15 protein-coding genes and 1 tRNA gene are annotated in these 12579 nt (G+C 35.3%); 12 read left to right on the top strand and 4 right to left on the bottom strand.

Annotation, left to right across the window (positions count from 1 at the left end):
* Window positions 1-16: 16 nt before the first annotated feature.
* Together I5M19_RS02080 and I5M19_RS02085 are read right to left on the bottom strand one after the other, a co-directional pair.
* Window positions 17-1219: an acyltransferase family protein gene (locus I5M19_RS02080; RefSeq protein ID WP_200063549.1), complete on the bottom strand. Its 1203-nt coding sequence runs from the start codon at window positions 1217-1219 to the stop codon at window positions 17-19.
* A gap of 123 nt (window positions 1220-1342) precedes the next feature.
* Entirely contained in the window at window positions 1343-2296 is a 954-nt protein-coding gene (locus I5M19_RS02085) for a TIGR01212 family radical SAM protein (protein WP_200063551.1), read from the bottom strand.
* A 95-nt stretch (window positions 2297-2391) separates the two neighbouring features.
* On the opposite strand from I5M19_RS02085, the gene I5M19_RS02090 reads away from it, so the two are divergent.
* The 8 genes from I5M19_RS02090 (at window position 2392) to I5M19_RS02125 (ending at window position 8081) form a co-directional block, all read left to right on the top strand.
* Window positions 2392-2964: a pentapeptide repeat-containing protein gene (locus I5M19_RS02090; RefSeq protein WP_200063552.1), complete on the top strand. Its 573-nt coding sequence runs from the start codon at window positions 2392-2394 to the stop codon at window positions 2962-2964.
* Between the two features lie 192 nt (window positions 2965-3156).
* Window positions 3157-3390 (top strand): hypothetical protein, encoded by a 234-nt coding sequence (locus tag I5M19_RS02095; RefSeq protein WP_200063553.1) that lies wholly within the window; start codon window positions 3157-3159, stop codon window positions 3388-3390.
* 105 nt (window positions 3391-3495) lie between these two features.
* The gene (locus I5M19_RS02100; protein ID WP_200063554.1) at window positions 3496-4179 is read left to right on the top strand and encodes an SIMPL domain-containing protein; all 684 of its coding nucleotides are present in this window, start codon (window positions 3496-3498) and stop codon (window positions 4177-4179) included.
* Window positions 4180-4353: 174 nt separating this feature from the next.
* Window positions 4354-4764, top strand: coding sequence for a hypothetical protein (locus I5M19_RS02105; RefSeq protein WP_200063555.1), 411 nt, complete (start codon window positions 4354-4356; stop codon window positions 4762-4764).
* Between the two features lie 42 nt (window positions 4765-4806).
* Complete coding sequence (locus I5M19_RS02110; RefSeq protein WP_200063556.1) at window positions 4807-5190, top strand: VOC family protein; 384 nt, start codon at window positions 4807-4809, stop codon at window positions 5188-5190.
* Window positions 5191-5317: 127 nt separating this feature from the next.
* The gene (bshA, locus tag I5M19_RS02115) at window positions 5318-6448 is read left to right on the top strand and encodes an N-acetyl-alpha-D-glucosaminyl L-malate synthase BshA (RefSeq protein ID WP_200063558.1); all 1131 of its coding nucleotides are present in this window, start codon (window positions 5318-5320) and stop codon (window positions 6446-6448) included.
* 62 nt (window positions 6449-6510) lie between these two features.
* Window positions 6511-7005, top strand: coding sequence for a lipocalin family protein (locus tag I5M19_RS02120; RefSeq protein ID WP_200063560.1), 495 nt, complete (start codon window positions 6511-6513; stop codon window positions 7003-7005).
* 77 nt (window positions 7006-7082) lie between these two features.
* A complete protein-coding gene (locus tag I5M19_RS02125; protein ID WP_200063562.1) occupies window positions 7083-8081 on the top strand; it encodes an ABC transporter ATP-binding protein in 999 nt (332 codons plus the stop codon).
* Between the two features lie 47 nt (window positions 8082-8128).
* Here I5M19_RS02125 and I5M19_RS02130 read toward each other — a convergent pair whose 3' ends face one another.
* On the bottom strand, window positions 8129-9043 hold the full coding sequence (locus I5M19_RS02130) for a PfkB family carbohydrate kinase (protein ID WP_200063565.1): 915 nt from the start codon (window positions 9041-9043) through the stop codon (window positions 8129-8131).
* A gap of 87 nt (window positions 9044-9130) precedes the next feature.
* Between I5M19_RS02130 and I5M19_RS02135 the strand changes: the two genes are divergently transcribed.
* Together I5M19_RS02135 and I5M19_RS18550 are read left to right on the top strand one after the other, a co-directional pair.
* Window positions 9131-9204: transfer RNA gene (locus I5M19_RS02135), tRNA-Asn, on the top strand.
* 266 nt (window positions 9205-9470) lie between these two features.
* Window positions 9471-9686: a hypothetical protein gene (locus tag I5M19_RS18550; protein WP_214653011.1), complete on the top strand. Its 216-nt coding sequence runs from the start codon at window positions 9471-9473 to the stop codon at window positions 9684-9686.
* 231 nt (window positions 9687-9917) lie between these two features.
* On the opposite strand, the gene I5M19_RS02145 is transcribed toward I5M19_RS18550, so the two are convergent.
* Window positions 9918-11120 carry a TlpA family protein disulfide reductase gene (locus I5M19_RS02145; protein ID WP_200063569.1) on the bottom strand — a complete coding sequence of 401 codons (1203 nt, stop codon included), beginning with the start codon at window positions 11118-11120 and terminating at the stop codon, window positions 9918-9920.
* A gap of 328 nt (window positions 11121-11448) precedes the next feature.
* Between I5M19_RS02145 and I5M19_RS02150 the strand changes: the two genes are divergently transcribed.
* Both I5M19_RS02150 and I5M19_RS02155 read left to right on the top strand, forming a co-directional pair.
* Complete coding sequence (locus I5M19_RS02150; RefSeq protein ID WP_200063572.1) at window positions 11449-11934, top strand: hypothetical protein; 486 nt, start codon at window positions 11449-11451, stop codon at window positions 11932-11934.
* 222 nt (window positions 11935-12156) lie between these two features.
* Window positions 12157-12516, top strand: coding sequence for a SpoIIAA family protein (locus I5M19_RS02155; RefSeq protein WP_200063574.1), 360 nt, complete (start codon window positions 12157-12159; stop codon window positions 12514-12516).
* Window positions 12517-12579: the final 63 nt, after the last annotated feature.

The following is a 12579-nucleotide window of genomic DNA, read 5'->3' on the forward strand; positions in this document are numbered from 1 at the left end:
ATCTATAATCACGAAACTATGACCTGCTCTTTATTAAAAAGTTTGATTTACGAATATAATGGTTTACAGGTTCTTCAATAAGTTTGAAAAGCAATATTGAAACGGCATTTAGTATTAAAAATGCATAAAGTACATTCAAATTATCGTACTGAAAAGGTGAGTTCCAATCCACCCCCCATTTATCATATAAATCAAAAACGTAATCGTTAAGCCAATCAAAACTACTATGTAAAAAATCGTACATGTAACCCAAATGTATCAGGTAAAATATATACGAACTTTTGCCCAGCAACTCGACAAATTTATTGGAAAGTATCTTTTTTAAAATGGTGGTTTCAGTAAGTATGCCGTAAAAAAACAGTGCTATTGATGTGGCAAGCAGGTAATTATTGGTAACAACACCCAACGGATTTTGCAGGCCGGCTATCTCTCCTTTTGGTATAGGAAGGATTGACATTATCCATACGCAAAAGAAAATAAGAAAAAAGCCCAGATAGGTGATCCCTTTACTACCATTAGCTACCAATGGTTGTTTCTTTTTTATTATTAATGCCAGTTGTATACCCACAAAAAACTCGAAACACCTGCCAAAAAAGGTATACAACATCATAAAAGTAAAGTTCCCGAAAAAGCCGTACCAATTAACATTTCGAAAGATAAGTACTAACAAAAAACCAATTAAGGTTATAATAACAGGCTGTATATAAAACTTATTATACTTTTTAGCAACAAAGAATATAATAGGTGCTGAAAAATAGAAACATTCTTCAACAGTTAATGACCACCCCTGCGCAATGCCTGTAAATTTTAGCTGATCAAAAAAACCTCTGATAAAAGTAATGTTCATAAAAAACAAACCCACCGGGCTGCCAAAGCCGGAGGTTACTTTTTGGTCATTGGTAAAATGATAAACAACGAAAGCTCCAAGAGTGAGTAAAAAGTACATGGGGTAAATACGCGCTACCCTGTTTTTAAGATATTGCCTGAACCAGTCGCCGGTAAGTTTAAAATTATCAAAATACCTGAATGCAATTAAAAAACCTGATAATACAAAAAATATGGTAACGCCAATATGGAACTCGTTAAGAAAACGTTGCACACCATGAGGAAAATTTTCATCAAAAGCGTAGGCATAGTGTGATATAAAAACAAGGTAAGCTGCTAATGCACGTACGCCAGTAAGGGCCGGAATATAGTTTTGTAAGGGTTTATTCGCCAAAACAGGATATTATTAACTTTTCTAATATAATTTTTTATCCTTATAAGTGCAAAAGAGCGGCCAACACAATCAATGTGTAATTGATAAAGATTAAGGATAAGTATGCTTTAAAAAAAGGAAGACTTATATGAATCGACTGCCCTGAACAACACCCCGCTCTAAAATTCTTTGATCGATGTAATATTGTATCTCACTTTTTTTTAGGCCCCAGTTTGGTGCAATAAGTAATTCGCGATCACTTAAACCAAATAAGCGTTGAATAACAATATCCGGCCGCACTAAAGGCAGTAATTCGCAAAGGAAATCGGCATAATCATTTATACTGAATAGCTTAAATGGTTCACGTTTATATTTTACGCCCATTACTGAACCTTCTACAATATGCAGGTGATGAAATTTTACAAATTTGATTTGCGGATGTTTATTTATTTCATCAGCATATTTAAGCATCATCTCTTTTGTTTCCCACGGGAATCCAAATATGGTATGAACACAAACATCAAGTTTGGTGTTTTCGGTCAGCTTAAGGGCTTTTAATAATTCCTCATGACTGCAGCCGCGATTTATTTGCGCTAATGTATCATTATAAATACTTTCCATCCCCATTTCCAGATCGACGTCAAAACGATCGGTATAGCTTTCAAGCAGGGCTATTTTTTCTGCGTCGATGCAATCCGGACGTGTACCTACAGAAAGGCCAACTATATCTTCCGTGCCATAGCTGAGTGCTTCATCGTAAAGCATTTTAAGATAATGAGCGGGTGCATAAGTATTAGTATTAGGCTGAAAGTATATAATAAACTTGTCCGCCTTATTCCCGTTACGTGCACGTTCCATGCCTTGCATTACCTGTTCACGAACAGATGGGTTTTTACGGGATACCGATGGCGTAAAAGAATCTACATTACAATAGGTACAACCACCATAGCCCTTGCTGCCATCGCGGTTGGGACATGTAAACCCGCCATCTACAATAACTTTAAATACCCGATGGCCTTTATATTTTTCGCGTAGCCAGGGGCCATAGTTATTATAGCCTTTTTCCCACTGTGTTATTACTGTATCCGTCGCCTGCATGTGCCGCAAAGATACTAATTTTGCATTTCAGCATTAATTTAATTATAACCAGTACTAACATTTAGCATTTTACGCAAGATGCATACATTTGCATAATGCCTGCTATACATATCGAAGATAAAATTTATTCAAAAATTTCTGCTGAGCAAATTAAAGGGAACAATCTCACCTACGAAAATTGCAAGTTTACAGGCTGTGATTTCGCCGGTAATTACTTGGATAGTATTGTGTTTATAGATTGTGTATTCGAAGATTGTAATCTTGCCTTGGCAAGCGTTGCAAATACTGGTTTCCAAAATATCAATTTCACACATTGCAAGTTAAGCGGAGTAAACTTTAGTAAAAGCCGCGATTTTTTATTCGAAATAAATTTTGATCACTGCATATTGGACAACGCTATTTTTTACCGAAAGAAAAACAAAAGCGCTAAGTTCAGCGATTGTTCTATGGTGGAAACAGACCTTACTGAAGCCGATCTGGCAAGTGCGAAATTTGTAAATTGTAATTTACACCGAGCGTTTTTTAATAATACTATATTAAAAGGTGCTGATCTCAGGACATCTTTTAATTTTAATATCGACCCGGATATTAATCATATCAAAAAAGCCTGTTTTTCCTTAAATGGACTTCCGGGCTTATTAAGTAAATATGATATTAAGGTGGAATAAAAAGCACGTATTTCTATCGCTTTAAAATCTTTTGTCATTAGTAGTGAGGTGTTTATAATATTATCGTTAACAGCAAAGTAAACTCAAAATAAGAGCTGGTCATATTTATTAAATCTTTAAATAAATTTATTAATTAATAATTACACATTAGGCACGACTATTGCATTTATCTGATTATCAAAATTAGAATTAATGAGACACCTGTTAGCTGAAATATTTCATCTGTTTATTATTTTTATGATCATAGCGTTTGTTGTGGGGGGTATATTAGCCATAACAGGAACCTTTGATCATTGGGGATCACGTTATATTTTAAAACGCCGCCGCCGCCGTTTATTAAGAAATCAAAATAAAAATAAGCGACCGTATGTATTTAATACCAAAAACCTTTACAATAACAAATTAGAGGGTAAGCCATTAACTTAGTACCAAACACAAAGCACATTTATGAGTTTATACAAACGGTAATGTCGCATATTAAACTAAACATGCGTAACCTTATCTATATATTATATACTTATAAATATCCTTATGAAAAAATTATTCGTTATTGCCGCGTTAATTACCTTATCGTGTGGAGCTTTTGCTCAAAATGTTGATCTGCGTCGTAAAATTGAAGTTACCGGGATAGCTGAAAAAGAAGTTACTCCCGATATAATTGATGTTACCATTTCTTTAAAAGAATATATGAGTGGTAAAACTAAAGTTACCATCAGTCAGTTAGAGCAGCAATTGGAGAAAGCCGTTGATGCCGCCGGAATTGCAAAAGAAGACTTCACAGTAAATGATCTTTCTTCATGGAATTATGCTACAGAAAAAAAGAAAGATCCTGATTTTTTAGCAAGTAAACAATATGGTATCCGTTTTCACGATCTGAATAAATATAATCAGATTTTAAGTAAGCTGGATCCTAAAGGGATACAGTCTACCAATATCAGTAGTTATGATTATTCAAAAATAAATGATCTTAAAAACGAATTGAAATTGAAAGCTTTACTGTCGGCAAAAGAAAAGGCCACCTTTTTGTTAAATGGGATTGGCGAAAAATTAGGACAACCGATTAGTATCATCGAAAATGATAATAGTAGCTTTCCTTCCCCGCGTCCGGTCATGTACATGGCTAAAAGTGCCGATGCAGGTACTCCGGAATCAGATATTGATTTTAGAAAAATAAAATTAAGCTTTACTATCCAGGCCATTTTTGAAATAAAATAGAACTAAAGTAAATTTTTTTAATAGCAGGTTTAGTTATAGGCCTGCTTTTTTTATTTTATCATTTTTGATATAAACTAATTCATTAACAAGTTGATAAATCGGAAAATTGCTACAAACAGGCTTGATAATGTAAAAGTTACATTTTAACTTTACGTTTCCCTAATTCGTTTGAGCATGATCCTTAACCGTTCTAAAAAAGTGCTTTTGGTAGCTCCAAAAGCTTTTCCGGATAAATTATTGGCAGGTTATTCCAACGTGAAACATACACAGGCTATAAACAAGATATTCCCGTCGATACATGAGGTAAAGCCCGATGTGATTTTATTTGATTATGCGCATATGGGTACTTATATGGAGACTGTTTTGCGCAGGCTACAAACTAACTCTTTTTATAAGAACATTAAAATATGCTGTTACAAAAATGCTTCTAATGAGAAAACCGATAGTTTCTTAAAAATATTAGGAGTTAAGTATTTTATTTACAAAGAGGATCTGCAAGACGAGTCAAATAGTAAAACAGGTACAAGTACCATTAATAACGTGTTAGGTAATCCCATCTTAAACCTAATGTCCCAATTTAGCTAACTGATATTTACTGTTGCTGGATAGTAATAAACTAATATACTTATGGAAAAATTAAAAGTCATTCCGGAAGGTTATCAGGCTGTAATGCCTTATCTGATTTTAAAAGATGCCGGGTCATTTATAGATTTCATGAAAGAGGTTTTTGGAGCAGAGTTGAAGATTAAACACATGCGCGACGAAAAATTAATTATGCATGCAGAACTTGATATAAATGGCAGTATAATTATGTTAGCGGATAGTACAGATACCTATAAGCCTCAAAATTCAGGAATGTTCATATACGTAGATGATTGTGACAGTACCTATAAAAAAGCCATCAACAGCGGAGCAAAAAGCATTTTTGAACCAGCTGACCAAAGCTACGGTCGTAGTGGAGGTGTATCTGATCCGGCTGGAAATACCTGGTGGATCACGAGCGCTTCTTAACAGAAAGTTAGCATGTTACTATTCCTTTATAAATCATTTTACACAGGTTTAACACTTTTACGATAAATAGCTGTTAAACTTGCAAACCGAATACATACATTAAGCTTCGGCTAATTTTATTCAATAAATGAAAATCGGAATAGTTTGTTACCCTACCTTTGGTGGTAGCGGGGTTGTTGCTACGGAACTGGGCAAGGCCCTTGCAGATAGAGGACACCAGGTACATTTTGTAACCTATAATCAACCCGCAAGGTTAGATTTTTTTTCGGAAAATCTTTTTTACCATGAAGTATCCGTATCCAAATATCCTTTATTTGACTATCCGCCTTATGAGTTGGCTTTGGCCAGCCGTTTAGTTGATGTGGTACGGTTTGAAAAACTGGACGTATTACATGTTCATTATGCTATCCCACACGCGTCAGCTGCTTTTATGGCCAAACAGATATTGGCTACGTACGGAATATTTATACCCGTGGTTACTACTTTGCATGGTACCGATATTACCCTGGTAGGTAAAGATAGAACTTATAAACCCGTAGTTACATTTTCTATAAATCAGTCTGATGGGGTTACTGCCGTTTCTGAACATCTGAAACAGGACACCTACAACTTTTTTGATATTAAAAAAGACATCCGCGTAATACCAAATTTTATTGACCTGCAACGGTTTAATTTAAAACCAAAAGATCATTTCAAAAAAGCGATAGCTCCAAATGGAGAGAGGGTATTGGTGCATACTTCTAACTTCAGAAAAGTAAAAAGAACAGAAGATGTCATTAAAATTTTTGCCAAAGTAGTAGAAAAGATACCGGCTAAATTACTAATGGTAGGTGATGGAGGTGAGCGTATAGTTTGCGAGCAGCTAAGCAGGGATTTGGGTATTGATGAACATGTACGTTTTTTAGGAAAACAGGATGCCATTGAGGAGATACTTTCAGTCTCCGACTTGTTTTTAATGCCTTCACAGTCCGAAAGTTTTGGTTTGGCTGCTTTAGAGGCTATGGCGTGTAAGGTGCCGGTAATTAGTACTAATGCGGGAGGATTGCCGGAACTTAATATAGAAGGCGTTACCGGTTTTTTAAAAGATATAGGCGATATTGAAGGCATGGCCGAACGATCTGTATATATCCTTGAAGATGAGCAGCGGCTTGAACAATTTAAAGAAAATGCTTTGGCACATGCTAAAAAGTTTGAACTGGCTAATATATTACCGGAGTATGAAAACTATTATAACGAGATTGTTGAGCTCAGTAAATAATATATAACCTTTTGGCAGGATTTATGTTAATACAGCAAATAGTATATTAATATAAATCAACCATGAAAAAAATATTTCAAACATCACTTGCAATTTTAGCCCTTACATTTGTTTTTTCTGCATGCTCTTCAACAAAAAATACGATGTCGTCATCTTCGGCTGCAAAAGTGTCACGCGGTAGTTTCGTGGGCACCTGGACAATTACTAATGTTACCTATGACGGGCTGGTATCAAATGCTGTACAAAATGTATTCGATCAGGCAGCTCCTAATGATTTTATAGGCAGCACCTGGAAATTAACTAATAGTGGTAACGGTATTTACACGCTAACTAACGGCACTTCGCAAACAATATTTTGGTCGGTATATAACGATGGGGGCATGGGCACACAGTTTCAGTTTAAGAAATTATACGAAGGTGATAAAGCAAAGAATGTAGAAGAGGGTTACCGTTTAAACATAAGCAGTATAAATGACAATACTATGGTTTTAAAGTCGCCCGTATCAATAGGCAATAATACAGGGTATGTTGTATATTCATTTACCAAAGCACAGTAAAACAAACATATAATATTAAAATAATAGGCTGTCTCCAAAAGAGGCAGCCTTTGCTGTTTTATGTATATTTAACCCCAATGGAAAATGTTCCTTTTTTGCAAGCGATTTCGATAAGCAAGTTATATACGGGTGATATATCATCCGGAGTTAAAAATATTGATCTTAACATTAAATCCGGCATAATCACGGCCATTATCGGGCAGAGCGGAAGTGGTAAAAGTACTTTATTACGTTTGCTGTATGGGCTGCTATCACCAGACGAAGGTACTGTTCAATTTAACGGGGAGCGCATTTGGGGCCCTGAAGAAAAGCTGATCCCCGGCCATGATGAAATGAAAATGGTTACCCAGCATACAGATGACCTTAATTTATATGCCCGTGTTTGGGATAATGTAGCTGTTATGCTGCCTAATACCAATGTGAAAATTAAAGAGGAGAAAACCGATCTTATTTTAACTCAGCTTAATATGCAACATCTTGCAAAAAAACGGGTGGCAGATTTAAGCGGTGGAGAAAAGCAGCGTGTAGCTATTGCCCGTGCTATTATAACTCAACCTAAGATTTTGTTGCTTGACGAACCCTTTAACCAGGTAGATGCATCTTTTAGAGAGGGCCTACAACATGATATCCGCGAGATAGTTAAGCAAACGGGACTTACAGTAATTATGGTGTCGCATGACCCTGCGGAAGTATTATCTATGGCCGATGAGTTACTTGTTTTGCAGGACGGGGAAATTACAGAAGCAGGTCATCCCAAATTAGTGTATCAAACCCCTAAGCAATTATATACCGCAAGCTTGTTAGCAAATTGCAATATATTAAGTGCTGAAGAAGCGCTGCTTTGCGGAATTACTACCCATAAAGAAACCGTAGTTATTTATCCGGAATGGATACGAATAAACCCTGCCTTAAAAACTAACAATTGGGTTATCAGCCAAATATTATTCAAAGGCTTTTATGAAGACATCATACTTGAGAACAGGGATGTAATATTAAGAATTATAAACTACGAAAATGACAAATATAAAGCAGGTGATGAGGTAGCTTTAGAAATAAAACGCTGGCTGGAGTATTAGAAAAAGCGGTCACCTATTTTAAAACAGATGACCGCTTACCTGATTATTTATATTTCAAACGCTGAAAGACGCACAAATTGCTGAATTCTAGCTGATACTTCTTCTTCTGATAAATTTCTGATCTTTTCTGTACCGAATTTTTCCACACAAAAAGAAGCAAGTGCAGACCCGAAAATTATAGCATTTTTCATGTTATTAAAATTTACAGTGCCAACTTTTGCCATATAGCCTATAAAGCCGCCGGCAAAAGTATCGCCAGCCCCCGTAGGATCAAAAACTTCCGCAAGCGGCAGGGCCGGTGCCGAAAAAATATGATCTTCATGAAATAATAATGCTCCGTGTTCACCTTTTTTTATGATCAGGTATTTAGGCCCCATAGTGAGTATTTTATTAGCAGCTTTTACAAGCGAATACTCGCCCGATAGCTGGCGTGCTTCAGCATCATTGATAGTTAATACATCAACCATTTTTATCGTTTCCAGCAAATCGTCCATCGCAATATCCATCCAAAAGTTCATGGTGTCCATTACAATAAGCTTGGGGCGCTTTTTAAGCCGGTTTATTACGGTTTGCTGAACCTGAGGCGTAAGATTGCCCAACATCAGGTATTCGCAATCCTGATAGCTTTCAGGGATAATAGGATCAAAATCTCCTAATACATTTAATTCTGTCACCAAAGTATCGCGGCTGTTCATGTCGTTATGATACTTGCCACTCCAGAAAAAGGATTTTTCGCCTTTTTTTATTTGTAAGCCTTCGGTATTAATATGGTGTTTATTAAGGTCAGCAATTTCCTCCTGAGGGAAATCATCACCAACAACCGCCACTATTTTTACCTTGTTATAAAAGTAAGAAGCAGCCAAACTCGCGTAAGTTGCGGCCCCTCCAACAATTTTATCTGTTTTACCAAAAGGTGTTTCAATTGCGTCAAACGCCACAGTACCAATAACAACCAAACTCATGTAAAATATTTTTAATTTTTTTTTGTACAAATATTGTGAAATTACATCAGAAATCATACTTTTGCACACTCCAAACCGGAAAATGATTCCTGAGTAGCTCAGCCGGTTAGAGCATCTGACTGTTAATCAGAGGGTCGCTGGTTCGAGCCCAGCCTCAGGAGCGAAAAAGCCTTTCAGCATACGTTGAAAGGCTTTTTGTTTTTAAGCCAGTTTCAAAGAATGCTTTGAACTTATAGGATTAAGACATTTGTTAGTACACTGTTAGTACAGCGGTCAACCGTAACCAACACACGTTATGGTTTATTTAAAATTCGTTCTTAACGACAAACGAACAAAGAAAGACTATATTTATCCTATCGTAATAAGGATTACCTACAATAGAATAATCAACATGTTGCTTAACTCTTTAAAGGGTGAGATAGCTCACATGAACAACCTAAGCAACGAGTTTTATAGAAGCTTCAAAGTTGATACAGTATTGGTTGATGGATTCCACATGCCTTATTACATTGAGTTCATAGAAGCCGATCAAAGCCATATCTGGCTGAAACCTGCAAAGGAAGCGGTTCCTAAGTTTGATAAACGGTTTGAACCATTAAGGACAGCCCAGACTATCAATGGTACTCAAGGTAGTTTGTTTTGACAAGCTACCTTATTTTAAATATATTAGACTATATTATTATGACCAGTAAGCTAACCCAAGCCGATAAAGGAAATTTTAGGATAAGGGTTTACCTTGTAACTTAAAAAGATTTAATTAGAGCTTAGATAGCCGGAGTTATCGTGATTTTAACCGTACAAAATATACATTAATATTTGGCAAACAAAAGAGACTGTTCAGTTGGAAACAGTTTAACAAAATAGCTTCAAGTAATTAAATTAGCTTACCTAGAATTTCAGTAAGTTCTTCGGTATCATCACGAATATCGTCAGATTTATAAATAATTTTGCCTTTTTGATCCACTAAAAAATAAGTAGGAAAATCCAAAACTCCAAAAAGCCTGCTCATGTCTGTTTCTTTGTCGAAGAAATGATACCAGTTCATGCCCTTTTCTTTAATCGTTTGTTTCATCTTTTCTAAACTCTTATCTCTGTTTATACCAATGATCACAAGTTTATTCTTAGGATACTTTTTTCTTAGAGATTTGACAAAAGGAATTTCCTCCATACAAGGAGGGCACCAACTTGCCCAAAAATCAAATAGAACATATTTATCTTTCAGATCACTTAATCTTAATTTCTTTCCGTCAATGGTCGTTAATGTAAAAGCGGGGGCGTAAAAATTTTTCTTTAACGGATCTATCGCTCTTTTATAGGCTTTAATTAACTCCTTTCCTTCAAAACTTTGAGTAATTTCCGGCGGGAAGGTGGTCTGAAGATATTTTAGTTGTTCCTTTAGTAAAGCAGTGTCCGGATTAGAATTTCTTAAGAGGTAAGCTATATTACGTTTAAAATACCAAAATGAATAATAATCATCAGCATGTTTTTTTAAAAAAATAAGCGTATGCTGACTAACCTCTCTTACCAATTGACTGTATATGTTTTTTAATGAATCGTTTGAATTTAAATTTGCTTTATGCTTTTGTAAAAAATTCCACTTTTCGAGGTTCAACTTTCTATTATAGTTAGTCAACTCGCGATATACTTTATTCGTGGTAGTATCATAGGCCGCACTGGCATTTACAAGCCTTTTATTCAGTATTAGTTGTTCAATATTAGGTTCGTAATAAAGGTCCATTTGCGCGGGTTTATCATCTATTAAATAACTATTTGAATAAAGCATTCCTTTTTTATTTACATATATGACATCTAACGTTGCAAACTTGGAAAAATATTTGCCATTAATCATGATGTTACCCGATGAGCTTATGGAATCGCCTAAAAAAACAATTCTTTTCCCGTCATCATACTGATAATTTACCTTCTTTGATATAAGGCTGGTATCTAACTTAATAGTAACCTGAAAGTGTTTCTGCCCAAAAGCTGCCTCGGATAAATATATACAACTCACTAAAATAAAAAGTTGTTTAATCCTTAAAGTCATCATTATTAATTGTAAAAACATAAAATCTCCCATCCATCATCGCCAATGAATTGGAGAAAAAATAATTGTTATTCTAGTGGCTTTGCTACTTTTCAAGTGTTACTGCTTGTAGTGCCATAAACTACAACCATTAGATAATAGGAAAAAAGCAAGTAGCGTATTGTAAGTTAGTTAAGATGTTTCGTTTTAATAAATATTTGAATAAATTATTTTTCAATCTATCATTATTTACCAACACAAAGCTTTTAATTATTTAATTCCAAAGGAAAAGTTTACAATCAGAACATACAGCCGTTGGAATTTATCACTGCGACACTTTTAAACGACGTGCGAATCGTTAGTTAAATGCTATCTTAGATAGATGAAAAACATAATAACTTTCATCATGTTGTTATGCGCTATAAACGCGTACGCACAAACAGCAACAAAAAATCATGGCACCAGATTAGGGGCTAAGCCATATATCCAAAAACAGCAATTAATTTACCTGAACAACGAGGGGAAGCTACTAATACTATTTTCCTGGATAGAATTTGAAATAAAAGATATAGACCCGGAATCAGTAGATATGGATAAAACAAGCTTTATTCTGCAACTGGACAATAAGGATATTTTAGAATTTAAAGCAAATACTGTTTATTCAGTCGCTGTTTCGACTAACGTGGGCGATATCTTAAATATAGCGTCCGATATTACGAAAGAACAGTTAAAGCTTTTAACAGATCACCGCGTTGAAAGTATCCGGGTGGACGTTAACGGAATGGTTAAATTTAATTCAGTTGCGATTACAGAAGAAAATCAAAATGATGTCGCTAAGAATGCCGCTATTGTTTTAAATGAATACTAACTACGGTTTTCAGGCTTATTCCATTAATTCGAATGCGATAAATGGCCATCGCTGTAAAGGTAACCAATGCACCGATGGGCCCCGCAGAAATGCGGGGCTTTTTTTCTAACTGAATGTGAAATTCAACATTTGTTTTTGTCCAGCAATTAAACAATGCATAATATACGCTGTTATATAAATAGTTCAGCTATCGTGAATAGTTGATAAAATATATAATTTGTTATGATTCAGTTAATTAATAATTTACCCGATAATGTAGTTGGGTTTGAGGTAACAGGTGAAGTTACTAAAGAACAGTATGAAGCCACAATAGTGCCCCGTATGGATGAACTGGCTAAACGCCAGGGAGAGATCAACTATTTAATAGTTATAAAAACGGATTTGACTGCTTTTACACCAGGAGTTTGGTTCGATGATTTTAAAATGGCGCTTAAACACTTCAGTAAGTGGGATAAAATCGCTATTGTTTCTGATCAGGACGCTATACAAAAATTAACCAGCATATTTGGATTTGCTTTTCCGGGTGATTCTAAAGATTTTAGTCTAAGTGAATATGATGAAGCCGTTAGCTGGGTTTCCTGATAATGTTCTGCTCTATAATATATTAATAACCCACGATAAAAGGCAATCTCATGATTGCCTTTT

It is taken from the genome of Mucilaginibacter segetis, assembly GCF_016522075.1.
GTDB classification, from domain to species: Bacteria; Bacteroidota; Bacteroidia; order Sphingobacteriales; family Sphingobacteriaceae; genus Mucilaginibacter; species Mucilaginibacter segetis.

What these genes read in the sequence shown, in the direction of transcription:
- I5M19_RS02085 (WP_200063551.1), bottom strand. Translation starts at nt 2,296, where the DNA reads ATGCAGGCGACGGATACAGTAATAACACAGTGGGAAAAAGGCTATAAT.
- I5M19_RS02090 (WP_200063552.1), top strand. Translation starts at nt 2,392, where the DNA reads ATGCCTGCTATACATATCGAAGATAAAATTTATTCAAAAATTTCTGCT.
- I5M19_RS02095 (WP_200063553.1), top strand. Translation starts at nt 3,157, where the DNA reads ATGAGACACCTGTTAGCTGAAATATTTCATCTGTTTATTATTTTTATG.
- I5M19_RS02100 (WP_200063554.1), top strand. Translation starts at nt 3,496, where the DNA reads ATGAAAAAATTATTCGTTATTGCCGCGTTAATTACCTTATCGTGTGGA.
- I5M19_RS02105 (WP_200063555.1), top strand. Translation starts at nt 4,354, where the DNA reads ATGATCCTTAACCGTTCTAAAAAAGTGCTTTTGGTAGCTCCAAAAGCT.
- I5M19_RS02110 (WP_200063556.1), top strand. Translation starts at nt 4,807, where the DNA reads ATGGAAAAATTAAAAGTCATTCCGGAAGGTTATCAGGCTGTAATGCCT.
- bshA (WP_200063558.1), top strand. Translation starts at nt 5,318, where the DNA reads ATGAAAATCGGAATAGTTTGTTACCCTACCTTTGGTGGTAGCGGGGTT.
- I5M19_RS02120 (WP_200063560.1), top strand. Translation starts at nt 6,511, where the DNA reads ATGAAAAAAATATTTCAAACATCACTTGCAATTTTAGCCCTTACATTT.
- I5M19_RS02125 (WP_200063562.1), top strand. Translation starts at nt 7,083, where the DNA reads ATGGAAAATGTTCCTTTTTTGCAAGCGATTTCGATAAGCAAGTTATAT.
- I5M19_RS02130 (WP_200063565.1), bottom strand. Translation starts at nt 9,043, where the DNA reads ATGAGTTTGGTTGTTATTGGTACTGTGGCGTTTGACGCAATTGAAACA.
- I5M19_RS18550 (WP_214653011.1), top strand. Translation starts at nt 9,471, where the DNA reads ATGAACAACCTAAGCAACGAGTTTTATAGAAGCTTCAAAGTTGATACA.
- I5M19_RS02145 (WP_200063569.1), bottom strand. Translation starts at nt 11,120, where the DNA reads ATGGGAGATTTTATGTTTTTACAATTAATAATGATGACTTTAAGGATT.
- I5M19_RS02150 (WP_200063572.1), top strand. Translation starts at nt 11,449, where the DNA reads ATGAAAAACATAATAACTTTCATCATGTTGTTATGCGCTATAAACGCG.
- I5M19_RS02155 (WP_200063574.1), top strand. Translation starts at nt 12,157, where the DNA reads ATGATTCAGTTAATTAATAATTTACCCGATAATGTAGTTGGGTTTGAG.